Source organism: Saccharibacillus sacchari, from assembly GCF_037722395.1.
Lineage (GTDB): Bacteria > Bacillota > Bacilli > Paenibacillales > Paenibacillaceae > Saccharibacillus > Saccharibacillus sacchari_A.
Genome location: NZ_JBBKAR010000061.1, coordinates 161,768 through 184,603, shown reverse-complemented (window position 1 = coordinate 184,603; position 22,836 = coordinate 161,768). Strand labels below are relative to the sequence as shown.

The 22,836-nt window shown below is 52.2% G+C and carries 22 protein-coding genes and 1 pseudogene; 20 read left to right on the top strand and 3 right to left on the bottom strand.

The window, feature by feature from the left end; all coding sequences use genetic code 11:
- The first annotated feature begins 2 nt into the window (after positions 1-2).
- From WKI47_RS25275 to WKI47_RS25250, 6 genes are all read left to right on the top strand, one after another.
- Entirely contained in the window at positions 3-1,400 is a 1,398-nt protein-coding gene (locus WKI47_RS25275) for a sugar phosphate nucleotidyltransferase (protein WP_340229979.1), read from the top strand.
- Complete coding sequence (locus WKI47_RS25270) at positions 1,397-2,380, top strand: LCP family protein (RefSeq protein ID WP_340229978.1); 984 nt, start codon at positions 1,397-1,399, stop codon at positions 2,378-2,380. The genes WKI47_RS25275 and WKI47_RS25270 overlap by 4 nt, the downstream gene beginning before the upstream one ends.
- A 22-nt stretch (positions 2,381-2,402) precedes the next feature.
- Positions 2,403-3,122 carry a PIG-L family deacetylase gene (locus WKI47_RS25265; protein ID WP_340229977.1) on the top strand — a complete coding sequence of 240 codons (720 nt, stop codon included), beginning with the start codon at positions 2,403-2,405 and terminating at the stop codon, positions 3,120-3,122.
- A gap of 45 nt (positions 3,123-3,167) precedes the next feature.
- Positions 3,168-4,433: a polysaccharide pyruvyl transferase family protein gene (locus tag WKI47_RS25260; protein ID WP_340229976.1), complete on the top strand. Its 1,266-nt coding sequence runs from the start codon at positions 3,168-3,170 to the stop codon at positions 4,431-4,433.
- Positions 4,434-4,630: 197 nt separating this feature from the next.
- Positions 4,631-5,002 (top strand): hypothetical protein, encoded by a 372-nt coding sequence (locus tag WKI47_RS25255; protein WP_340229975.1) that lies wholly within the window; start codon positions 4,631-4,633, stop codon positions 5,000-5,002.
- Between the two features lie 151 nt (positions 5,003-5,153).
- Complete coding sequence (locus WKI47_RS25250; protein ID WP_340229974.1) at positions 5,154-5,282, top strand: hypothetical protein; 129 nt, start codon at positions 5,154-5,156, stop codon at positions 5,280-5,282.
- 51 nt (positions 5,283-5,333) lie between these two features.
- On the opposite strand, the gene WKI47_RS25245 is transcribed toward WKI47_RS25250, so the two are convergent.
- Positions 5,334-5,729: a helix-turn-helix domain-containing protein gene (locus WKI47_RS25245; protein ID WP_340229973.1), complete on the bottom strand. Its 396-nt coding sequence runs from the start codon at positions 5,727-5,729 to the stop codon at positions 5,334-5,336.
- 246 nt (positions 5,730-5,975) lie between these two features.
- On the opposite strand from WKI47_RS25245, the gene WKI47_RS25240 reads away from it, so the two are divergent.
- A complete protein-coding gene (locus WKI47_RS25240; RefSeq protein ID WP_340229972.1) occupies positions 5,976-6,815 on the top strand; it encodes a methyl-accepting chemotaxis protein in 840 nt (279 codons plus the stop codon).
- 119 nt (positions 6,816-6,934) lie between these two features.
- Here WKI47_RS25240 and WKI47_RS25235 read toward each other — a convergent pair whose 3' ends face one another.
- Positions 6,935-7,177, bottom strand: a complete 243-nt coding sequence (locus tag WKI47_RS25235; RefSeq protein WP_037287411.1) for a hypothetical protein — start codon at positions 7,175-7,177, stop codon at positions 6,935-6,937.
- A gap of 374 nt (positions 7,178-7,551) precedes the next feature.
- On the opposite strand from WKI47_RS25235, the gene WKI47_RS25230 reads away from it, so the two are divergent.
- Positions 7,552-8,349, top strand: a complete 798-nt coding sequence (locus tag WKI47_RS25230) for an SDR family NAD(P)-dependent oxidoreductase (protein ID WP_340229971.1) — start codon at positions 7,552-7,554, stop codon at positions 8,347-8,349.
- Between the two features lie 646 nt (positions 8,350-8,995).
- Complete coding sequence (locus WKI47_RS25225) at positions 8,996-9,370, top strand: DnaJ family domain-containing protein (RefSeq protein WP_340229970.1); 375 nt, start codon at positions 8,996-8,998, stop codon at positions 9,368-9,370.
- A 92-nt stretch (positions 9,371-9,462) separates the two neighbouring features.
- On the opposite strand, the gene gluQRS is transcribed toward WKI47_RS25225, so the two are convergent.
- Positions 9,463-10,410: a tRNA glutamyl-Q(34) synthetase GluQRS gene (gluQRS, locus tag WKI47_RS25220; RefSeq protein ID WP_340229997.1), complete on the bottom strand. Its 948-nt coding sequence runs from the start codon at positions 10,408-10,410 to the stop codon at positions 9,463-9,465.
- A gap of 288 nt (positions 10,411-10,698) precedes the next feature.
- Here gluQRS and hrpB point away from each other — a divergent pair, with 288 nt between their 5' ends.
- The 11 genes and pseudogenes from hrpB (at position 10,699) to WKI47_RS25165 (ending at position 22,669) form a co-directional block, all read left to right on the top strand.
- A complete protein-coding gene (gene hrpB, locus WKI47_RS25215) occupies positions 10,699-13,209 on the top strand; it encodes an ATP-dependent helicase HrpB (protein ID WP_340229996.1) in 2,511 nt (836 codons plus the stop codon).
- Between the two features lie 173 nt (positions 13,210-13,382).
- Positions 13,383-14,066, top strand: a complete 684-nt coding sequence (locus tag WKI47_RS25210; protein ID WP_340229969.1) for a general stress protein — start codon at positions 13,383-13,385, stop codon at positions 14,064-14,066.
- Between the two features lie 197 nt (positions 14,067-14,263).
- A pseudogene (locus tag WKI47_RS25205) lies at positions 14,264-14,893 on the top strand (DUF4269 domain-containing protein).
- 221 nt (positions 14,894-15,114) lie between these two features.
- The gene (locus WKI47_RS25200; RefSeq protein ID WP_037287423.1) at positions 15,115-15,480 is read left to right on the top strand and encodes a helix-turn-helix transcriptional regulator; all 366 of its coding nucleotides are present in this window, start codon (positions 15,115-15,117) and stop codon (positions 15,478-15,480) included.
- 129 nt (positions 15,481-15,609) lie between these two features.
- Complete coding sequence (locus tag WKI47_RS25195) at positions 15,610-16,611, top strand: Gfo/Idh/MocA family oxidoreductase (protein WP_340229968.1); 1,002 nt, start codon at positions 15,610-15,612, stop codon at positions 16,609-16,611.
- Positions 16,612-16,792: 181 nt separating this feature from the next.
- Positions 16,793-18,106, top strand: a complete 1,314-nt coding sequence (locus WKI47_RS25190; protein ID WP_340229967.1) for an MFS transporter — start codon at positions 16,793-16,795, stop codon at positions 18,104-18,106.
- Between the two features lie 95 nt (positions 18,107-18,201).
- Positions 18,202-18,828 (top strand): helix-turn-helix domain-containing protein, encoded by a 627-nt coding sequence (locus WKI47_RS25185; RefSeq protein WP_340229966.1) that lies wholly within the window; start codon positions 18,202-18,204, stop codon positions 18,826-18,828.
- Positions 18,829-19,131: 303 nt separating this feature from the next.
- Positions 19,132-20,163 carry an aldose 1-epimerase gene (locus WKI47_RS25180; protein ID WP_340229965.1) on the top strand — a complete coding sequence of 344 codons (1,032 nt, stop codon included), beginning with the start codon at positions 19,132-19,134 and terminating at the stop codon, positions 20,161-20,163.
- Between the two features lie 22 nt (positions 20,164-20,185).
- Positions 20,186-20,770, top strand: coding sequence for a nitroreductase (locus WKI47_RS25175; RefSeq protein WP_340229964.1), 585 nt, complete (start codon positions 20,186-20,188; stop codon positions 20,768-20,770).
- A gap of 196 nt (positions 20,771-20,966) precedes the next feature.
- The gene (locus tag WKI47_RS25170; RefSeq protein WP_340229963.1) at positions 20,967-21,725 is read left to right on the top strand and encodes an acyl-[acyl-carrier-protein] thioesterase; all 759 of its coding nucleotides are present in this window, start codon (positions 20,967-20,969) and stop codon (positions 21,723-21,725) included.
- A 41-nt stretch (positions 21,726-21,766) separates the two neighbouring features.
- Entirely contained in the window at positions 21,767-22,669 is a 903-nt protein-coding gene (locus tag WKI47_RS25165) for an aldo/keto reductase (RefSeq protein WP_340229962.1), read from the top strand.
- The last annotated feature ends 167 nt before the right edge of the window (positions 22,670-22,836 follow it).

The following is a 22,836-nucleotide window of genomic DNA, read 5'->3' as shown; positions in this document are numbered from 1 at the left end:
GCATGAAATTGGTATTATTGTCCGGAGGCTCGGGCAAGCGGCTATGGCCGCTGTCAAACGACGCCAGATCGAAGCAGTTTTTAAAAGTGTTGGAGAACGAACAGGGCGAGATGGAGTCGATGGTGCAACGGGTCTGGGGACAAATCAAAGGTGCGGGCCTGGCCGATTCGACGGTTATTGCCACGAGTAAAGTTCAGGTCGAGATTTTGCAAAACCAGCTTGGCGGCGTGCCGATTATCGTGGAGCCGGAGCGCCGGGACACGTTCCCAGCGATCGCGCTTGCGGCTTCGTATCTGTATTCGCAAGGGGTTGGCCTGGACGAAACGGTCTGCATCCTGCCCGTTGATCCATACGTGGACGATCAATTTTTTGACCGGATTCGCGATTTGGAGGGGGCTTTGCACAACTCGGGCGCCAAAATGGCTTTGATGGGTGTCAACCCTACATATCCGTCTTCGAAATATGGATATATCGTACCGGAAGCGAACGGAAGCGACAGCGGCTACCAAAAGGTGGGACGTTTTACCGAGAAGCCAAGCGAAGATCGGGCCGAGCGCTTGATCGAGCAAGGAGCTTTATGGAACTGCGGCGTATTCGCCTTCAAGCTGAGTTATATGATGGATCATCTGCTGCGTGCGGGGATGCCGATGCAATATGAAGATCTGCTTGCCCGCTACGCAACGCTGGAGAAGATCAGCTTCGATTATGCAGTAGTCGAAAAAGAGTCGCATATCGCAGTGATTCCTTACGACGGATACTGGAAGGATCTCGGTACCTGGAATACGCTCACCGAGAACATGGGCTTGCAGCATATCGGCAAAGGCGCAATCAGCGAAGACTCGCCCAATACGCATCTGATCAACGAATTGGATATTCCGGTTACGATTATCGGGGTTCCCAACGCGATCGTTGCGGTCAGCCCGGACGGGATTTTGGTATCCGACAAAGAAGCCAGTCCTCGGGTTAAAGACATGGTCGATCCCGGACAGCGTCCGATGTACGAAGAGCGTCGCTGGGGCTGGTATCGGGTGCTTGACTATTCCAAGTTCGGAGACGGCACCGAAGTGCTGACCAAACGGATCGGGCTTAGAGCCGGCAACAATCTGGGATACCGCAAGCATCTCTATCGCGCAGATACGTGGACGATCATTAGCGGAAAAGGCATTTTGGTCAAAGAAGGAACGATTACGCCGGTTGCCGCAGGCGATGTGGTCACGATCGAGCCGGGAACCTATCACTGCCTCAAGGCGTTCCATGACATGGAGTACATCGAGGTGCAAAAAGGCGAAGTCGTGCAAGAAGAAGACTTCGAGGAATTGTTCAGCAGTTGGAACGATATTGAACGCCACTGCGTCGTTAGCGGCGCGAAGGCGGCCAAATCCGGCCGACACGCATTATGAAGCGCTGGGCGAAGATCGTAATCTCCGGTGTTGCCGTTCTGGCTATCGGCATTGGAGGTTACGCGTATTCAATCTATCGCCCGGTTGTGGATACGATGGAATCCATCTATGAACCGCTGGAATCGGATGTGGCCGTAGGGGTCACCGATCCGGCGGCTCAAGGTGGAAGTGTAACCGCTTCGGTTGGCAATGCGGGCGCGCAACGTGCCGCGCAAGAACTTCCTGCCGATCTAAGCCAGACCAAGCCTTTCAATCTGCTGGTGCTGGGCGTCGATGAACGGGAGAATGACGTCGGTCGTTCCGATGCGATTATGATGCTGGCTGTCAATCCGCAGAAACGCTCGGTTCTCATGTTCAATATCCCGCGCGATACGCGTACAGAGATCGTAGGCCGAGGTACGGTAGATAAGATCAATCATGCCTACGCTTTTGGCGGCGTGAATATGTCAGTCAATACCGTAGAGCAATTTCTTGACGTTCCGGTGGACTATTACGTGAAAGTCAATATGGAAGGCCTGGAGCGAATCATCGACATTTTGGGCGGCGTAACCGTGGATAATCCGTTTGAGTTCGATTTCGAAGGGACCGATTACAAAAAAGGTCCGATCGATATGAACGGGCACGAAGCGTTAATGTACTCCCGGATGCGCTATGACGATCCCAAAGGCGATATCGGCCGCAACGATCGCCAGCAGTTAGTGCTATCCGCTTTGATCGAAAAAGGAAAAAATATCTCGAATTTGACTAAAGTTAACTCATTGCTTGAAGCGGTCAAGGACAATGTCAAAACCAATCTGACCAAGGACGATATGATGGATATTGTGAGCAAATATCGGACGGAAATCGATTCGGTCGATAAAGACGAAGTCCAAGGCAGCGGCAAAAAGATCAACGGAATCTACTATTATATCGTGGACGAAGCAGAGAAGACGCGTATTCGCACCGAACTGACAAATCAGCTTCAAAACGGTGACTCTTAACGAAAAGGAGGAGCAGGGAGCAATGGCGGTTAATCTTTTTTTCATTCCTCATCAAGACGACGAAGCGCTGACGTTCGGAGCCGGTATTCGCAATCATCTGAACGCCGGCGACGAGTGTCATGTGATTCTGTACACGGATGGCTCGTCGTCCAATGTGGTGCGACAGTTGAACGGCGAGACCAAAAGCAATATGCATCGCAAACTGCTGAACCCTCAGCAGGAAGGATACGCGCCGCTGGATCGCACCGATCTGGTCCGTTATCGCAACGATGAATTTTTGCGTTCTTGCCTGGCTTTGGGTTTGCCTGTAGAACATGTGCATTTCGTGCAGGATTTGCAGGATGGTACAACGACAATCGAAGATTGCGAAGAGCTGATTCGTGAATTCACGGACCGTTATCATGGAGCCCGGGTGAAAACATTCACGGATTTGGGCGGCAATCATCGGGATCATGCCAATATGGGCGCGGCGGCACGGAACTTGTATCGACAGGAAAAAATCGCGGATCTGCGGCTTTATGTGGAACCTTATAATTTGCGTCAAGCCAAAAAAGCGAATCGGACTGTCCAGGTTTTGAAGGAAAAGCCAAAAACCCATCGTGAATTCGTCGTCGCTTCCTTGATCGAGTATAAAAAATGGAATCCGGCACTTGAGCAGTTTGCGATCGGTTATCATTCCGTTCGAAAAGAAATCGATGCGGCGATCGCCAATCCGGTATCTTATTATCATAAGCCTTACTGATGCTTGGCCCGTTGGACAAAAATCGGATAAAGGAGCTGCGACTGGATGAGCAAAATTTTGATTGTAGGCGGACAGATGGAGAATAAAGGCGCACAGGCGATGACTTTTACGGTGATCAACGAGATCAAGAAACGTTATCCCGATAAGGAAATTTTGGTGAATTGTATCGATCCCGACCGGGGATACGCGTTTGACATTATCAAAATCGGCAAAAAGCTCAAGATCGAAATGCTGGGTGGGGTATTCGGTACACTGGGCAAGCTGATTCCGAATGCGGAACATGTCAACGTGACTCGCGCCGATATGGAACGAATCATGAAAGATACGGACATGATGATTGATATTAGCGGTTTTGCTTTATCCTCGCAATTTACGATTCGTCACTCCGTGAACTATCTGGTCAATATTATGCTCGCCAAGCGATACAAAGTACCTATGGTGCTTATGCCGCAATCGTTTGGACCTTTCGAGTATGAAAGCAAGTACAAGTCGGTTATTATGGCGCTGATTAAAAAGTACATCACTTATCCGACTTACATATATGCGCGCGAGGATGAAGGGATGCAGTTTTTAAGCCGCTTCACGACCCGCAATCTGAAACGCTCGATGGATCTGGTGCTTCAAGGAAGCGGTGCATATGATCTGAATGTGCTGTTCAAACCGGGTGCTTATCGGCCGAATGATCGTGTGGATATCAAGCCGAATTCGGTAGGGATCGTACCTAACGTCAAGACGATGAAGTACGGTTCACGTGAAGACCTGCTTCAAGCTTACCGTAAAATGACCGATCATCTGCTGAAGTCCGGCAAGAACGTAGTGCTGTTGCGACACTCGACGGAAGATTTGGAAATTTGCAAAGGCATCAAGCAGCATTATCCCAATGATGAGCGAGTGGTGCTGTTGGAAGACGAGTACGACTGCATAGAGATTCATCATATCCTTGAGCAGTTCGAATTCATTATCGCTTCACGTTATCACTCTATCATTCATGCGTATAAGGACGGCATTCCGGTGTTGGCGCTCGGCTGGGCAACCAAATATCAGGAACTGCTGGGACGGTTCGGGCAAAAAGAGTATATGTTCGATGTTCGCGACCTTGCGCATGTGGAGAGAGAGGTTGAGCGCAAGATTGATCGGATGATCGCTCGCCGCGAAGAAGAGTCGATTAAAATCAAAGCCGTGACGGCGGAGATTCAGAGCCATACGATTTTCAATGAAGTGTTTGGCGAACTTCCTGTAGCGCAGCAAGCAAAGACGGAAAAATCCGCGGAGCTTGAAGACGTTGAGGACATAACACTGCAAATCGGCTAAGGAACGGTTGACTGCACGAAACAATAGAGTCAATGCGCTCAACGGATCAGCGGGACTGTGTGAAGAAACCTTTACCGAGAAGGCCGAAAGGGCTTGGGTAAAGGTTTTTTTGCGGCGAGAAGACATAGGCAAAGTACAAGATTTATGCTACCCTTACGGGATATATGGAGAAGTCAACCGGAAGGGAAGAACGATATATGCAACAATTATTCATTGGAGATATTTCGCTTAGCGACGGAACGATCGAGTCGGTACTGCTGCTTGAAGCGGCTGCGAGAATCGAATTTCGGATGTGGGATGGCGGTAAAGCGATTTTTCGTTTCAAAGGCGTAATCGGCGTCCGGGATCGCAATGCGGCAGGGCAAGAGATCGAGTCGGTAGAAACGGAGGATGTGCTGCCTATCCGCCGTGTTCCGGCTGATCCATTTGTGGTCGAGTTGCTGGAAGAACGGCCGGAAGGACGAGCGGAAGGCGTGACGCGTTATGCTTTTATGGGTGCATGGACGATGCGTCCGATTCTTGAAATTTACGCGGAAGAAGTCGAAGCAGAACGTGCATACGCTCTTTAAAAAAGGTTGGAAACCAATGGGTTTCACTCCTGATATTTTGCTCCATGATACGGTTTAGAATGAAAAAAATGTGTTTATTTACGGCATGTGGACCTATTGCTTATCTTCGTGCAGGAGACTTTTATTCTTTCTATTGAAGGAGCTGAAGCGTATGTCGATCGATCGTTTTATCTGGACCAAGCTGAATCGTGTCGATGATGAAAAGACGAAAAAAAACCTGGCCAAGTTGCTAGCGATTCGGATTCGCAAAGCGGAAAAGGCCGAGCGATTGACATCGTGACCAGAGCGTAACGGTCAGAAGACGTACAAAGGAGGTTCCTCTTGGAACCTCCTATTCGGCTTTTGGGCCAGCCACGGCTTTTTCGCAATCTTCGTCCGGGAGATGCAAGACGTCTTCTTCGGATTCCACGTGTTGCGGTTCATTGATCCACTCATCCGACCAGCCTTGAATGCAGGCGATTGTCGATTGGAGAGCATGTCCTTTTTCAGTCAATTCGTATTCGATCCGGACTGGCGTCTCGGCATACACATGGCGTACGACGATGCCTTCTTTCTCCAGGTCTTTCAAGCGTTCCGACAAAAGACGTCCGCTAACCGGGAAAGCCGATTGAATGTTACAAAAACGCTGCGGTCCCGACAGCAAACGGTAGATGATCAGACCGTTCCAGCGTTGCGACAGAATCTGCATGCCCCGTTCAAAGCGGGGGCAAAGCGTTGAGTTCTTCATGAGTTCACCTCCAAACTTTCCAAAGGAAAGTCACTGCCTGTAAGTTTCCTTGATCGCCTTGATTATATCACGAATTGCAGATGGAATGCGGATTTCCGTCATTATTTTCCGTCGGATCGTGAAATTAAGGAAGAACCTTTCTTTTTTTGCGCAGTAACTCTTTAGAAAAAAAGCGAATCTGACGAAAATAGATAAGAAAGTTATCATTTCGGGCGGTAAGCCCATTCGAAGAAAGAAGGGCATGATATGAACATCCTGGAAGCTCTTGTCCTCAGTATCCCTTATTTGAAAAAAATCACGAACGAAGACTTTATGATCGGGATCACGGATATGCAAAAGTTTTTATACTACGCGCCGTCTTCGGATCTGGATTTCGGATTGACCGTCGGTTCGCCGATCCCGCCCGAAGATCCGAATTTGAAAAAAGCGCTGAGCGGGCAACTTTCGAGCGCTCGTATTCCGGCGGCGGCGTACGGAGCCGAACTCGAAGCCAAAGGCATTCCGGTATTTGACGAACACGGAAAAGTGATAGGCGCGCTCGCTGTGGCGTATACGCTGAAAACCGAACAATTTTTGCACGGCTTCGGTGATCGGATGGAAACGGTGAGCCGCTCACTGACCGATTTCGTCGCTTCGATCGCGGCCCAATCGCAGCAGCTTGCCGCCGCGACGACCGAAATCCGCGAAAACTCCGGGCGAGCCGTGAGCGACGCGCGCGAAGTCAACAAAGTGACGTCGTTCATACGCGAGATTTCCGAGCAGACGAATATGCTGGGGCTGAACGCTGCGATCGAAGCCGCTCGCGTCGGCGAGCTGGGAGCCGGATTCCAGGTGGTCGCCAGCGAAGTGCGCAAATTGTCCGTCGATACGAAGCAAGCCACGCAAAGCATCGAACAGGCGCTGAACAACGTGCAGAGCAGCATCGTGCGTATGCAGCAAGAGATCACTTCGATCTCCGACGCTTCGAACGAACAAGCGCATCTGCTCGGCGAATTCAGCGGGTTGACCGACCAGCTTCAAGCGCTCAACGCCGAATTTTCCGACTTTACGCGCAAGTTGCTCGATGAACGCGGAAGAATGAACTAATACGCTGCAAACCTTGCTCCGCGCGACAATGCTGCGGCAGACATGGATACAAGCATGAAAAAAGACATTCCTGAATGCGGAATGTCTTTTTTATGTACCGTCGATACGCAACCTTCGCTTTAGTACAGGGACAGAGCGAGCGTGTCGCTTTCGCGGTACGAGTGCAGAATGGCTTCAGAGCCGACAATTTCAATACTAATCAGGGAACCGATACAATTTTTCAGGGCACGTTTACCGTTGCTTAACTTATTATCTAATGCGCTGGTCAGCAGTCTAAGCATTTTCTGAGCGGGTTGGGTATTCTCGGCGTCAATGTAAACGGGAACCAGTTTTTCTTGAACTGTAATCGTCGTCGTTTTCACTACAATCACCTCATCATGTTCTTTATCCTTATTTGTATTATAAACTTGCTTCCTTAAAAACAAATTAAAAAACGCTTAAATTTCTTCGTAAATATTACTATTTTCCCGGTTTTTTTTGAAAACCTCTCGATTCCTCCTTAATATTTAACTTATCGGCAGCGATCGCCGCTTGATTTTAATAGTTTTTTACCCTACCGTGCCTATTTATGAAAACCTTTTTACGAGAATAATTAATCAATTTTCAAAAAAGAATTGAAAAAGCGGAAAATGATTGAACGCAAGATCTTTTCGGGTAATGAATACCTGGATTGGAGCAGCCGTCTAACTGCCTCCAAACAGGTATTTATTTTCTGAGAATGAAGGAGTGGATTGCCATGACGGCACCGCGTTTTGAAGGCAGAACCGTAATTGTGACCGGCGCAGGGTCCGGAATCGGTCTGGCAGCAGCCATAAAGTTCGCACAAGAAGGCGCCAACGTAGCTTTGTTCGAGCTTGACCCGCTTCGCGCGGAATCGGCGCGGCAGGAATTGGAAAGCATTCGTCCCGGTTCCGGCTTTGTCCAGATCGTCGATGTATCCGAACCGGGCGATATGGAAGCGGCTTATCGGAACGTAAACGAGCAGTTCGGAGGACTGGATGCGGTATTCGCGAATGCCGGTATTAACGGAGCCAAAGGCCCTATCGAACATATGGAACTGGATGAGTTCAAAAAGACGATCGACGTCAATCTGGGCGGTATGTTTTTGTCCGTGAAATATGCGATTCCTTATATGAAGAAACGGGGCGGGGGAAGCATCATCATTACCAGCTCGGTCAACGGCAACGGACGGTACTCCAGCGTAGGGATGTCGCCTTACAGCGCGTCGAAAGCCGGACAAGTCGCTTTCGCCAAAATGGCGGCTTTGGAGCTGGCCCGTTACCGTATTCGCGTCAATGCGATCTGTCCCGGTGCGATCTCGACAAATATCGATGAGACGACCGAGGAAGATGCCCGTATGGACGAAATTGCGATCCCGCTCGAATTCCCGCGTGGCGGCGACCATCCGCTTGCCGGACGTCATGGCTTGCCGGAAGAAGTGGCCGATTTGGCGGTATTCCTCGCTTCTTCGGATTCGCGCCATGTGACGGGGACGTCGATCACCGTCGACGGTGGGGAGTCGCTGTTGTTCTAGTGACCGCTCGCCCGATTCCGCCCCTTCGCTCAGGTTGTTTCCCTCCGGGAAGCCAAAAGTCGCTCAGGTTCGGAATCGGGCTCGCTGGGCTAGCACATAGCGGAAGGTAGGCAGGAAGGGCACCCGGCCCTTCGGTATGGGCCGGGATGAAGGAAGGGTAGCTGCGTTGCAGGCTACGGGAACTTAGCTGCTGGGGGGATATTAGACTTGATGTATAGATCAGTATTAGCTGTTTAAGTTCTTTTTGCTTGTTATGTTTTACTGTTCTTTATATAAGCGAGCAAGACCCGAAAATAGGTCGAGCAAGCCTTTTTATGCACCGAAAGCAGACGGCGAAGGGAGAAATTCAGTGAAAGACGCCTTTGAGCGCGGAAAGCTGGAAGCTTTCTGCGCGAGACAGCGTCTTGTAAAGCATTTCGAAGAAATGCACTTCGGGAGCATGTGCTGGAAATTTCTCCTGTAGCCCCTAAGCTTTCCCCTCAAACGAACAGGATTTGCGAATAGATTCAAGCCCCGCCAAAGGATGACTGAGGCAGGGCTTTTTGTTGTGGAACAGCGGCGGGACTGCTGCGCAAGCGAAGCCGAAAGGAATCGGGTATAATGAAGCAACGAAAACGAAAACGAATAGGGTCGGGAGGGGATAGGGATGGGATGGTTGTCTTGGTTGGCGGAGCAGAAGATTGACGAGGCGGTTCGAAATGGGGAATTTGACGATCTGCCGGGGACAGGGAAGCCTATCGTGGTGGAAGACTTGTCAGGAGTGCCTGAAGAACTTCGGGTTCCTTACCGGATCTTGAAAAATGCGGGAATGCTTCCGCCGGAGATTGTGTTGCGGAAAGAATGTCTGGAGTTGGAGGATTTACTTGCGGCTTGCCGATCGGATCAAGAGCGTGAGGAGATTGGACAAAAGCTGAATGCGCAGAAGCTGAAACTTCGGATGGTGGAGGAGGAACGAGGCTGGGGCGGCGGTGCGTATTTGGAATATGCGGATAAAATCAAGGATCGGTTAGGCGGGAATTGATGCAGAAATCCAGTAGTTTGACGTATGCCCAAGCCCGCGTTTCGAATACCTGCAAACATGGAGAAATGCAGGTATTCGCACGATCGCAAACGTTATAGATCAGGCACGTCCACGACGACCGGTTCGCGCGGGATCGAAGACAGGTCGAAAGAATGGATCAGTTCCGTAGCGGATACCGCCTCTGGTCGATCGATCAGTCCGCTGACGTGGGCCAGCCAACCAACGAGTCGTTCAGGCGTCGTGCCGCGTTCGCGGAAGGCGGAGATGGCGATGCCTCCGTGGCGTTTGGCTAAGCGTTTGCCATCCGGTCCGTTTAGCAGCGGAACATGCAGGAACTCGGGAGCTTGAAAGCCCAACGCTTCATACAACAGGATCTGTCTTGGCGTCGAATCCAAAAGATCGTATCCGCGCAAGACATCCGTGATCTTCATATCCGCATCATCCATCACAACAGACAATTGGTACGAATGCAGGCCGTCCGCGCGGCGAACGACGAAGTCGCCTCCGCTGCCTGCTGCGAAATATTGGCTTCCGGCGATGCCGTCTTCGAAACGCACTTCTCGTCCTTCAGGCAACGCGAAGCGCAGCGAAGGCGTTTTATGCAGCGCTTTTGCGGCACGCTCTGCGGCAGTCAGATGTCGGCATGTTCCGGCATATGCAGGTCCTTCGGAAGGCAATCCGTGAGGCGCGCTGGCGGCGGACAGAATATCTGCCCGACTGCAATAGCAAGGGTACAATGCGCCTGCGGCTTCCAGCTTGAGCAATCCTTCTTCGTACCTGTCCAAGCGCTCGCTTTGCGTGTAAGGCGCATAACGGCCGCCGATGTCCGGTCCTTCGTCCCAATCCAGACCGAGCCAACGCAGATCGAGCAACGCGAGTTCGGCCCATTTTTGCCGGGAACGCTCGGTGTCGATATCCTCCATGCGGAGGATGAATTCGCCGTTCAACGAACGCATATGAAGCCAGGCAATCAGCGCGGTTCGGGCATTGCCCAAATGCATTTTTCCGGATGGAGTCGGTGCAAAACGTCCGCGTCTCATCATCGTTCACTTCCTTGTTAGGGCGTACACACAAGCAAGACAAGTCGCTAACCATTCGTTTGTGTGCAGGCCTTAATATCGATTATAAAAATAAAGCTTCGCATAAAACGATGTGCGAGCTTGGCATGATCCATTATACGATACATTTTCAGTAGGCCCAAAACATTCATTCAAATCGGATTACGTATATTAAGAAGGGAAAGGTCTAACATGAAGAAAGATCACACTCGGAATATGAAAAAAGAAGAAGAGCCTGTCGATCCTTACGCCCAAGATTCGCTGCGAGAGATTACCGGAATATCGCTTCCTGTCGATTCGGCGCTACCTGAGCTGAGGCGCAGCTTGACGGAGAATCGTCCTACGATTCTTATCGCCCAGCCCGGCGCCGGCAAAACGACTCGGGTTCCGCCGGCTTTGCTGCATGAACCTTGGCTGGAAGGACGCAAAATTTTGATGTTGGAGCCTAGGCGGCTTGCAGCCGTATCGGCAGCCGATTATATCGCGGAATCGCTCGGCGGGAAAACGGGAGAAACAGTCGGTTACCGGATTGCTTTGGATAGCAAATCAGGCAGCCGTACCCGAATCGAAGTAGTGACCGAGGGGATCTTAACGCGAATGCTGCAAGCCGATCCTTCCCTGGAGGATGTGGGTCTGGTGATTTTTGACGAGTTCCATGAACGCAATCTGCAAGCGGATTTGGGGTTGGCGCTTGCTTTGCAAAGCCGCGCCGTATTGCGGGACGATCTGCGTATTCTCGTGATGTCGGCGACGATCGATCCTGAGCCATTGTCCAACGTATTGGGCGGTGCGGACGTGATCCGCAGCGAAGGCCGGGTCTATCCGGTCGAGACGGTGCATCTGGGCGGAACGAGGGAACTTCCGCTGGAACGCAGGGTGGCGCAGGCCGTGCGCCGGGCTTGGGACGAGAGCGAGGGAGGAATTCTCGTATTCCTGCCGGGGGTGCGCGAGATTTCGCGCGCAAAGGAAGAGCTGATTCGCGGCGGGGGAATGGCGGGCGCGGAGATTTTGGCCCTGCACGGCGGGTTGGGGCGCGAGGAGCAGCGTCGCGCCGTTCGGGCTTCCGCGGACGGGAAGCGGAAGATCGTGCTCTCGACCACGCTGGCCGAGTCCAGCATCACGGTCGAGGGGGTGACGGCCGTCGTCGATAGCGGCCTGATGCGTACGCAGGCGTTTTCTCCGCGTACGGGCATGTCGCGGTTGGTCACGCTGACCGAATCGCTAGAGTCGGCGGATCAGAGAAGAGGGCGTGCGGGGCGGACTGCGCCGGGTATTTGCTATCGGTTATGGAGCCGCGAAGAAGAGTCGGGCATGCCGGCTTCACGGGTTCCCGAGATGCTGCAAAGCGATCTGGCGCCGCTTGCGCTTGAGTTGGCCGCCTGGGGCGTGCGTGATCCGCGGGAACTGGATTGGATCGATGCACCGCCTGAAGCAGGATATGCGGAGGCGCAGACACTGCTTCGGCGGCTGCATGCGTTGGGCGAAGACGGCAGTATCACCGGGGAAGGCCGGGCGATGAGCGATCTTGGCGTGCATCCTCGACTGGCCCGGATGATCCGGCGTGCTGCCGATCTCGATCCCGGCTTGCACGGCCTGGCTTGCGATCTTGCGGCGCTGCTTCAGGAGCAAGCGTCTTCCTCTGCGCCTGTCGGTGGAACCGCGACGGATACCGTCTCCCTGCTTCCGCGCCTGGAGGCTCTTTTTGCCGCCTCCTACAAAAGGACTACCGGCGTGCGCAGTACACCGGAAGATCGGGCTACGCAGCGTGCTGATCGACTGCGCCGGATTGCCGGAGTCACGGAAAGTTTCCGCGGCGAACCTCATCGGGCAGGTTTGCTGCTTGCCTACGCTTTTCCCGATCGGGTCGGACGTCGCAGAGGAGCGGGGCGCTTCCTTCTGAGCGGCGGCCGCGGCGTTTACATCCCCGAACGAGAATTGTTGTCGCGGGAAGAATATGTGGTCGCCGCCGATATCGACGATCAAGGAAGCGAAGGTCGGATCTGGCTTGCCGCTCCGATCGAAGCGGACGATTTGAATCTTTTTGCCGCTGAAGAAGGGGTTGAAGAAACTCGCGTCGAGTGGGATTCGGACCGCGCGGCCGTATCTGCGCTGCGGATACGACGGATCGGAGCTGTTATTTTACAGTCGGCGCAAGCTTCTTCACCCGACCCGGAAGCGGTTGGAGAAGCTTTGCTGACAGGAATTCGCGCCACGGACGGCCGGATTCTTCCCTGGAGCAAGGAGGCACGGGAACTGCAAAATCGCATGACATTCATGCACCTGGCAGATTCGGAATTCCCGGCAGCCGATGATGCGACGTTGTTGGCGGAGCTGGAAGAATGGCTGCTTCCTTACGCGTCGGGAATTCGCAATGAAGCCCAGCTCAAAAGGCTCAACCTCTCGCAGCTGCTGGAGCAACGCTTGGCATGGGAGCAGCGACGAACGCTGGACGCGGAAGCTCCGACGCGCCTGAGCGTACCGAGCGGTTCGCGTATTGCCGTTGATTACAGCGACCCGGAACGTCCTTTTATGGCGGTAAAGCTTCAAGAAATGTTCGGTCAGACCGAGACGCCCCGCATAGGACGCGGACGTGTGCCGATTACGCTACAGTTGCTTTCCCCGGCCCGTCGTCCGGTACAAATTACGTCCGACTTGGCGAATTTTTGGACAGAAACGTATTTTGAAGTGAAAAAGGATCTGAAGGGTCGTTATCCGAAGCATTACTGGCCGGATGACCCGAACGGAGCCGAAGCGACAAGGTACGTCCGTCCCCGCAACTAAAGTGATTGGATGCGGAAAGAGCTTGTTTGCCGGATAACGGAATCGCGGGTTTGAGCAACCCTGCATCTTTGGCGCATCAACAATTCCACGTTTCGCCTGCCCTGCACCGGGTAATAAAGAAACGAACACGAATCCCAAGTCAGTTGGGAACAACGATGAAGGAGGAGTTAATGATGGCTAAAAAGATCGTAGGGGTATTTGAAAACGAGCGGGAAGCTTCACTAGCGATTCAAAACCTTCAAGACCGAGGTTTTACTTCGGACGAAATTTCGGTAGTGGCAAAAGACCGCAACGACTTGAGAGCGATAGATGAAGAGACGGGAACGAAAGCTCCGGAAGGCTTGGCGGCAGGCGCAGCAACCGGAGGCGTACTGGGCGGCGTAACCGGTCTGTTGGCCGGGGTGGGCGCGCTGGCAATTCCGGGAATCGGGCCGATCCTGGCAGCGGGACCGTTAGCGGCAGCGATTGCCGGCATGGCGGTAGGCGCTGGGGCAGGCGGTCTGGTCGGCGGTCTTGTGGGACTTGGCATTCCTGAAAACGAGGCGGAAGAGTATCAGGAATATCTGAACCGGGGGAATATTTTGGTGCTGGTCGACGAAGACAATCGCAGCCGCGACGTGTACAACTCGTTCCGCGATAACCGTTCCGTGAATGCGAATCGCTACCATTTGACGGAAGAAGGCTACGGTAACGAGATGCACACGGGCGGCACAGTAAATCCGGAAACGAATTTGGAAGCGGAAGAAGTCGGCATCTCGAACCGCAATCCGGCAGACAGCATCAGCGAAGCCGAACGCCGCCGGTCGATTGACGACCCGTCGGACACGCTGCCGCCGCGCGGGGATCGCCAGTTATAAAATAACGATGCAGGTGTCTGTTAGAGACCCTCGCTCACCCAAAAGGCGCCTTCGGGCGTCTTTTTTATATCGAGGAAATAGCCTCTTTTTTGAATCTCTGAAGTGTACGGGCAGCTTGTCTAAATTAGAGATAGGGTTGAGATATGCTGTAGTATTGAAAGTATACGAATCCGAGAGCAGAGAGATGAGGGATAGCGATGGCTCAGTTGCCAGACGAAAAAGATAAACATAATCGTATACATATATCAAGTCTATTTCACGCTCCGACAGGCGAGGAAGGATTACGCTGGCTTGAACAGGGGAATGAACATCAGCAGGAACTGGCCGATGCGTTGCATCGCAGTGGTATGTTGACTCGGCTCGCTCTGTATCATCCTTCCATAGCAGGCACGTTTCCAATCGGCATTGATATTCCGGGCAGTGACATCGATGTGCTATGTGAAGTTGATGACCATGCCCATTTTTTACCGGTCTGCACGAGCACTTATGGGCATTTGGACGGATTTGAAGCTTATCAGCGCCATGTAGAAGGGGAGGAACGATAGGTTATCCGATTTTTATGGGAGGAGATCCCGATCGAATTGTTTGGCCAGGGACGACCACCTGCTCTGCAAAACGGATGTCGGCATATGATCGTAGAGCGTCGGCTGCTGGCGTTGGACGAGATATCAGCAGTGGAGTCTATTCGTACACTTAAGCGAGAAGGTTTGAAAACAGAGCCTGCATTTGCCCGCTTTTACAAGCTATCCGGCAATCCTTACGAGGTCCTCTATCGATTAGCTGAAGCTAATGAGCATGAGCTCCACCAGATTATTTTAAAACGTTAATTCGAATAAATATTTTATCACATGAAAAATTCATAATAGAAAACCGGAGCCTATCGCTTCTTACGAGTGGACCCGTTTGTCTTTGCTCTCCCTCTGAAAAAAGGAGAAAAGCGCCGCTACGCCCTTTTTTTCTAAAAAAACCGGGTCAAAAGATGTGAAAATGCGCAAAGTCGTTTATAATGGAAGGGAACAAACGTTCACCCGAAAAGGAGGAGAACAGCATGGCCTTCATGATCGCCCAACGGGCATTTATCAAATTGTACCTTATCACCATGGTTGAGCAGCAACGCGGTTACGGATATCAGATGCTCGAAGAGATGAAGGAGAACTTCAAGCCCTTCGGGTACGTGCCTCCACAGAGCGAAATTTACCGTGCGCTGCATGAACTGGTGCACGAAGGCGTCTTTTACCGGACCAAGCAGCTCAAAGGCAACGATCCCCGCGTCGATTTCCAGGAAATCGTGCTGTATCATTTTACGGAAGACGGACCCGAGAAAGCCAATTTATACAAAAAACAGGTCAAAACCGATCTGGACCGCTGTTTGGGGATGCTGAACAAAGCGGCCGAAGATAATTACGGAGTTTGATTCGCTCAAAAGATACGCGCCGAACAGGCTTGATGCGTATCTTTTTTTATGGGGAAAAGAAGGCGATTGGCAGAGCGGTAAGAAAGCGTTATCATTAGGGCGGGTAGGTTATTTAAAGGAGGAAAACATATGGTTCGAACGCTGCGATGGGGAATCGTCGGAACGGCAGCAATCGCGGAAAGTGCTTTTATCCCGGCGGTGCAGGAGTCTGAGCGAGGGACTGTGGTAGCCATAGCCAGCCGAAATGTGGAAAAAGCCAGACAGATGGCGGAACGTACAGGCGTGGAACGTTATTACGGCAGCTATGAAGACTTGTTGGACGACCCGGAGATCGACGCCGTTTATATTCCGCTGCCGAACCATTTACATAAAGAATGGACGATTCGGGCGGCGCAGGCAGGTAAGCATGTATTGTGCGAAAAGCCTTCGGCGCTGAATGCGGAAGAGACGATGGACATGTTGGCGGCGTGCGAAAAGCATCATGTGGTATTTTCAGAAGCGTTCATGTACCGATATGGGGAAAAACACCGCCGGGTACGCGAAATCATCGCCTCCGGCGAGATCGGGGAGATTCGCTCGATGCGAGGCGCGTTCAATTATTGTACGCCTGACGACACGGGCAATGTGCGTTTCAATCGGGCGATGGGCGGAGGCTCGATTTACGATATCGGCGTGTATCCGATCTCAGCCGCGCGCATGGTCATGGGCAGCGAGCCGCTATGGGCGTCCGCACATGCTTTTTTCTCGCCGACACATGACGATGTAGATATGTCCGCTTCGGGGCTGCTTGCTTTTTCCGGAGGCGTGGCGTTGACGTTCGAGTGCGGGATGTGGGCGTATAACCGTTCTTACTTCGAGGTGACGGGGACAAAAGGACGCATCGAGCTTCCGCATATGTTCGGCTGGCGGGAAAATCCTCAGATTATCGTGGATACGGATCAGCATCGGCGCGAAGAAAAATTGCATTGTACCAATCATTATATTTTGCAGTCCGATGCGTTTGCGCGTGCGGTATTCGGCGAAAAAGAGCTTCCGTTTCCTCCGGCGGATGCTTTACGCGATATGCGTGCGGTGGACGCTTGTCTTCGTTCCGCCCGCGAAGGGATCAGGGTCGAGATTGAGCGCGAATGAATAATAGCCGTTGGCAACAAAAAGCCAGAAGAAAACGTTCTGCTACCCGGTAGAACGTTTTTTTGTATATTCACGTCAAAAAAATTTTAACGATACCTCTTGTAAAAATATTCGTTATCGTTAAAATAAGATTAACATTAAAAATATTTTAACGTTAATAAAAATTTGAGGAGGCGTAATCATGCAAGATATACAAACCGCATCGCTAAATTCTCCTGCTGCAACGACACGTCCGCATTCGGAAAAGCCGGGTATCCGTTCGCTCTGGGCCAGCCATTCGTTTCGCCAACTGCTGTTTTCCCGGGTTTTGTCCAATTTCGGAGATTCGGTCGACGTGATCGCGTACAGTTGGTTGGTGTATATGCTGACCGGTTCCAAGCTGCTGATGGGAACATTGTTTGCCGTCGGAACGCTGCCGACGATCGTTTTGGGTGTTTTCGCGGGCGTGTTGGTGGATCGGTGGTCGAATAAAAAAACGGCGATCGTGAGCGCTTTGGTCCGGGGCGGAATCGTGACGGGAACGGCGCTGCTGTATATCACGGGCACGATTCAAGTATGGCATCTGTTCGCGTTATCCATGCTGCTTTCCTCGGTTGCCGCTTTTTCCAATCCGGCGATGATGTCGTGGCTGCCGAGATTGCTGTCTAAAGAACAGATCATGCCGGGCAACTCGCTTATGGCTTCCGCGGCGCAAACGGCCAGATTGGGCGGGTTTGCTTTGTCCGGCGCTTTGATCGCATGGGTCGGACTCGGAGGAGCGTTCGGGTTGAACGCGTTGATGCTGCTATTGTCCGCGTTGACGCTGCTGCGCATTCCGTCGATGCAGCCGGAAAAAAAGGAGCAAAACGAAGCCGTCGCGGCGTTGTCGTTTTCCGTTTTCGGTCAGGAACTGTTATCGGGGCTGGCTTATCTGTACCGTCAAAAAACATTGGTGATCATTATCGGCCTGGCGACGTTTCTCAACTTTGCCGTTTCGCCGATCGAAGCGCTGGAAGCGGCTTACGTAGGCGAATTGCTGCAACAAGGGCCGGGCGCGCTCAGCGCGCTCAGTATCGGAATGGCGGCAGGCATGATCGTGGGCGGGGTACTGCTGGGACAACTCGGGAACCGGGTGCGAAAAGGAACGTTGATGGTCGCCGGATTCGTGCTGATGGGAGCTTCGATCGGCATGATGGTATTGCCTCCGCTGCTGGACGCGCCACGTTTGGCTTTGGTTTTCGCGGCGGGTCTGTATATGTTGCTGGGATTGTCGATCAATCTGATCGCTTCGCCGGCGACCGCTTACGTCATGGAACAGACGCCGCCGGATATGCTGGGGCGCGTCGCTTCTTTGTTCAACACGTTTTGCCTCGCCGCTTTCCCGATCGGAAGCGCATTGTCCGGCGCCGTCGCCGAACAGATTCAATTGCCTCCGTTGTACCTAATCATGTGCGGATTGGTGCTGGTGCCTACGGCGGCGATGCTTTTGATCCCGAAGCTGCGGACGTTAAAATAGAGGCTTTTGTGCGGCCAGTCCTTTTTCGCCTATAATAGAAAGATACGGGGTTCGCGTCATATGGAGCCGATCACGAAAAAGCGGGAGCTGGAGCAGTGGATAAACGAGAAAGCAAAATGCTGAACACGGTCGAAGAGATCAAAATCTATTCCGACCCGTATCGCTTGCGGATATTGAAAACCTTTTTGGATTTCGGACGGCCGGCCACGGTCAAAGAAGTAGCGGACCGAATGGGCGAAGTGCCTGCGAAAGTCTATTACCACGTCAAAAAGCTGGAGTCGATCGACCTGGTGTCGATCGACCACACCGAAGTCATCAACGGCATCGTAGCCAAATACTACGCTTCCTATTCCGGCCAGATCGAGATCAAAGCCGCAGAGATCGAACCGGAAATGCGCAGCGTCTACTGGTCCAACGTCCGCCGCCTAATCGCGGAACAATTCGACCAAACCAAAGAAACGTTCCTCGGCCGCGTAACCGGCGACGGAGACACAGGCCGCTTCATGCAGAATATCCTATACATGAAGCCAGACGAAGCCGAAGAGCTATTCCGTCAAGTACAAAAGCTATTCGAACCTTACGAACGCAAACGCAGCGATAAAGAAGTAAAACCTTACGATCTGTTCCTGGCTTTGGGCGCGGAGAAATCCGAACCCGATGCGCAGAAGGATAGCCCGAAGAAAGAAAAAGAAAAAGAAAAAGAAAAAGATAGTCCATCTTGACCTTCAACGTGTTGCGAAAGTCCAACGTAGCTGGAAGCGAGCAGACGGAGAGAGAAATTCAGTTCAAGACGCCTTTGAACTTGGAAAACTACATCTTAAATTTCAATCCCGTTTTTCAAGTGAGACAGCGAATTGAACGAATTTCTCTCGCAGTCTGCTCGCTTCCCCACGCACACGTAACTTTCTCGACAACCCAAGATGGTCAACTTTGGCCGTCTTTTTCTTTTTAAGTTTGAAAGCGCCTCCGCCTACGCGATATAATAATCCATGAGTGATTCCATCTTGATTTAAAGGAGACTGTATATGTCGATGAATCCAAATGCCGGAACTCCTCCGGTATATGAAGCAAAACGTGGCGACTATAACGGAGAACAAGCCATTTGGCTGAAATACGGGGATTACGAAGCCGCCGTACTGCCGAATGTCGGCGGTAACCTGATCGCTTTCCGCGATACCAAGCGCGGTTTCCGTTTCTTGCACGAGCCGGAAGATATGCAGGCTTTTGTATCTGATCCAGGCACACACGGCATTCCGCCTCTGTTCCCTCCGAACCGCTATGACGGCGGCAAACTCAAATGGAACGGCGAAGAGTATACATTCCCCGTGAACGAAGAAGCGACAGGCAACTTCCTGCATGGTTACTTGCATACGCTTCCTTGGGAAGTAGAAGCTTTCGGCGCGTCGGAAGCGGAAAGCTTTGCGGTGGTGGCTCATCATGTCGGCGAAGGCCATAAGATGTACGCCTATTTCCCATATGCTTTCACGCTGCGTATCCGCTATACGCTGAGCTCGCTGGGATTGGAACAAGACGTCACGCTCTTTAACGAATCGGGACGCAAGCTGCCTGCGCTGCTCGCTTTCCATACGGCACTCAATGCGCCTTTTGCGGAAGAAAGCACGTCGGAAGATTGCAAAATCAAAGTCACGATCGGACAACGACGCGAGCTGGATGGACGGATGCTGCCGACTGAAGGCTTCCAACCGTTGACCGAATGGGAAGAAGAAATGCGCGAAAGCGGCGTTAACCCGTATATCGATTCGATGGATAACCATTACACAGCCGTTCCTCAGGGCGGACGCAACCGTGCGGAGATTACCGATTCGCGTATTGGCGTCAAAGTTGTGTATGATGTAGGAACGTCCTACCGTCACTGGATGATCTGGAACAGCGGAGCAGGCGGCTCGTTCATCTGTCCGGAACCGCAGGTCAATCTGGTGAACGCACCGAACCAATCGCTGCCGAGCGAAGATATGGGCCTGTTCGCAATCGAACCGGGCGAAGTTTGGCAGGCGACAAGCCGTATTTATGCGGTGGATTTGGCAAGCGGCGTATAAGTATAAAAAAGGAGGAATCGCAATGGAACTGTCAGAAGCGATCCGTACCCGGCGCAGTGTCGGGGCGGTCAAAGAGGAAAGCGTGCCGCGCGAATTGATCGAGCGTATCTTGGAAGCGGGAACGTGGGCGCCGACTCACCGTAAAACGCAGCCGTGGCGATTCTTTGTTTTGCAAGGAGAAGGTCGATCCCGTCTTGCACAAGCACTGGTGGATACGGAAGCCGCGGAGAAGGGCAACAGCCCGTCGGCGGAAGAACGCGAGGAGTTACTGGTTTCCGCGCAGAAAAAAGTATCGCGTGCTCCTGTTATCATTACGGTAGGCTGCGAGCCTGTTGATGGACCGAATATCATTCCGTTGGAGGAAACTCTTTCAGTGGGAGCGGCAATTCAGAATATGCTGCTTGAAGCGCATTCCCTGGGTCTGGGCGCGGTATGGAGAAGCGGAAGCCCATGCTATCATCCGTTGATGGCAGAGCGCTTCGGTCTGGGACCGAACGGGCAAATGTTAGGCTTCGTTTACCTCGGCTATCCGGCTCGCGAACCGGGCGAAGGCAAGCGCGACTCTTTTGAATCGAAAACGGTCTGGATCGATCAGGCAGAAGATTGAGTGCTTTTCGGGGCGTATAAGCTTGAAAAAAGGCAAGTTTACATACGCGCTACACCCATGAACATCGCAGGGCTGCTTTAACCTTTTATTGGCTTCGTATCTCATTGGAGACGCGAAGCCTTTTATATCTTTACGCAACGATATAATGAAGGATAGAAGGTGAAGAGCTGTTTTTGCTTGAAAGGAGAAGAAGCCTATGCAGGATGTATGGACGGAATCTTTCGTTGCGACAGTGACGGAATCGGACTTCGCCGGGCGCGTTCGTCCATCTGCGATCCTGGCGGCGATGCAAAATGCGGCCGACCGCCATTTGGAAGATGCCGGCGTTCCAGTGACCCGACTGCTTGAGCGCGGATTGGCCTGGGTGTTGATGACGGCTCAAATACAGTTGGAGACGACGCCGAGGCAGGGAGAATCGTTGAAGCTGGAAACGTGGAATGCCGGAGCATCCGGTGTATTGTGGACCAGAGATTATCGGCTTCTTAGAGCAGATGGTGTTGAAGCGATGCGGGCTTCTACGGCTTGGACGCTGGTCGATATTGCCAGACGTCGTATATTGCGTCCGTCTGCGTTTCCTTTTCCATTGCCGGTTAGCAGTCGTGCTTCCTTATCGGGTTCACCGGAAAAGGTCTCCATACCCGATACGGGGATAGAGTGGTCAGAGCCTGTTGCCTATACCGTGCCTTATAGCGCAGTGGACTGTTACGGTCATATGAACAATGCCCGGTATGCCGATCTATGTACGGATCTGATGACCCCGGAGCAATTACGTCATTTCGATCTGGCGTCGCTTCGTATCACGTATAGCCAGGAGGCTGCGATGGGTGAACGAATTCAACTTCGCTGCGGGCAACAAGGCAGTCAGTGGTTCGTTTTTGGACAAACAGAAAAAGGACGCAAGATGTTTGAGGCCATATCGACGCTTCGGGCAAAGGTAAATGAACATGCGGAATGATCGGCAAGACCCATTTTTCAAAAATGAAGGGAGCACCCGATATGAAACAGAATAAACTTGGCCGCTCGGAACTTCTCGTTAGCGAGATCGGTTTTGGCTGTATGTCGATAGGGACAGAAGAGGATAAAGCCGTCAGTTTGCTGCATGAGGCTCTTGATCTGGGGATCAATATGCTGGATACGGCAGATTTGTACGATGCGGGACGTAATGAAGAGTTGGTCGGAAAAGCGATCAAAGGTCGGCGAAACGAGGTTGTTTTGGCAACCAAAGTCGGAAACCGTCGAGTGCCGGGCCAGGAGGGTTGGGTCTGGGATGCTTCGAAAGCTTATATTCTGTCTGCGGTAAAGGATAGTCTGCGCCGATTAGGAACCGATTATATCGATCTTTATCAACTGCATGGCGGGACGCTTGACGATCCGATAGAAGAAACGATCGAAGCTTTTGAGCAGTTGAAGCGTGAAGGCGTTATCCGCTACTATGGCATTTCGTCGATTCGTCCGAATGTCGTCCGGGAATATGTATCGCGCTCCAACCTCGTAAGTGTCATGAGTCAGTATAGTATTTTGGATCGCAGACCGGAGGAAGAGATCCTGCCGCTAATCGAAACGAACGGCATAGGCCTGATTGCGCGCGGTCCTGTAGCAAGCGGGATGTTGGTGGAAAAAGGCGAGCATAAATTGGCAAAAGGTTATCTGGGATATGCGGAAGCGGATTTGCGGGATTTCCGCAATGCTATCGCAAATGCAGCGGATCGCCCATTGGTTGAAACGGCATTACGGTATCCATTGGCTAATCCGGCAGTTGCTTGCGTGCTGGCCGGTGCGAGTACGTCGGAGCAGCTCCGTTCCAATGTGGCCGCAGCCTCACATTCGCCTTTGAACGATGCGGAGCTTGAAGCGATTCGCTCGGCCGTTCCTGCTAATGTCTACGCGCAGCATCGTTGAACAGTAGAATCCGAAGCAGAAAAAAAGTTCCATTTCGGTTACGCGAAGTGGGGCTTTTTTGCATGTACACGCCCTAGTATAAGATATAGTTTAACATCCCGTTAACCGTCGTCGCGCCGCCCGTTAATACAGCGATGCTAGAATGAATCAGCTTGGCAAGCGAGAAA

Coding starts and splice junctions, on each gene's coding strand:
- WKI47_RS25180 (WP_340229965.1), top strand. CDS start 19,132: ATGTCGATGAATCCAAATGCCGGAACTCCTCCGGTATATGAAGCAAAA.
- WKI47_RS25255 (WP_340229975.1), top strand. CDS start 4,631: ATGCAACAATTATTCATTGGAGATATTTCGCTTAGCGACGGAACGATC.
- WKI47_RS25165 (WP_340229962.1), top strand. CDS start 21,767: ATGAAACAGAATAAACTTGGCCGCTCGGAACTTCTCGTTAGCGAGATC.
- WKI47_RS25195 (WP_340229968.1), top strand. CDS start 15,610: ATGGTTCGAACGCTGCGATGGGGAATCGTCGGAACGGCAGCAATCGCG.
- WKI47_RS25250 (WP_340229974.1), top strand. CDS start 5,154: ATGTCGATCGATCGTTTTATCTGGACCAAGCTGAATCGTGTCGATGAT.
- WKI47_RS25200 (WP_037287423.1), top strand. CDS start 15,115: ATGGCCTTCATGATCGCCCAACGGGCATTTATCAAATTGTACCTTATC.
- WKI47_RS25190 (WP_340229967.1), top strand. CDS start 16,793: ATGCAAGATATACAAACCGCATCGCTAAATTCTCCTGCTGCAACGACA.
- WKI47_RS25270 (WP_340229978.1), top strand. CDS start 1,397: ATGAAGCGCTGGGCGAAGATCGTAATCTCCGGTGTTGCCGTTCTGGCT.
- WKI47_RS25260 (WP_340229976.1), top strand. CDS start 3,168: ATGAGCAAAATTTTGATTGTAGGCGGACAGATGGAGAATAAAGGCGCA.
- WKI47_RS25245 (WP_340229973.1), bottom strand. CDS start 5,729: ATGAAGAACTCAACGCTTTGCCCCCGCTTTGAACGGGGCATGCAGATT.
- WKI47_RS25210 (WP_340229969.1), top strand. CDS start 13,383: ATGGCTAAAAAGATCGTAGGGGTATTTGAAAACGAGCGGGAAGCTTCA.
- WKI47_RS25275 (WP_340229979.1), top strand. CDS start 3: ATGAAATTGGTATTATTGTCCGGAGGCTCGGGCAAGCGGCTATGGCCG.
- WKI47_RS25265 (WP_340229977.1), top strand. CDS start 2,403: ATGGCGGTTAATCTTTTTTTCATTCCTCATCAAGACGACGAAGCGCTG.
- gluQRS (WP_340229997.1), bottom strand. CDS start 10,410: ATGAGACGCGGACGTTTTGCACCGACTCCATCCGGAAAAATGCATTTG.
- WKI47_RS25225 (WP_340229970.1), top strand. CDS start 8,996: ATGGGATGGTTGTCTTGGTTGGCGGAGCAGAAGATTGACGAGGCGGTT.
- WKI47_RS25240 (WP_340229972.1), top strand. CDS start 5,976: ATGAACATCCTGGAAGCTCTTGTCCTCAGTATCCCTTATTTGAAAAAA.
- WKI47_RS25170 (WP_340229963.1), top strand. CDS start 20,967: ATGCAGGATGTATGGACGGAATCTTTCGTTGCGACAGTGACGGAATCG.
- WKI47_RS25230 (WP_340229971.1), top strand. CDS start 7,552: ATGACGGCACCGCGTTTTGAAGGCAGAACCGTAATTGTGACCGGCGCA.
- WKI47_RS25175 (WP_340229964.1), top strand. CDS start 20,186: ATGGAACTGTCAGAAGCGATCCGTACCCGGCGCAGTGTCGGGGCGGTC.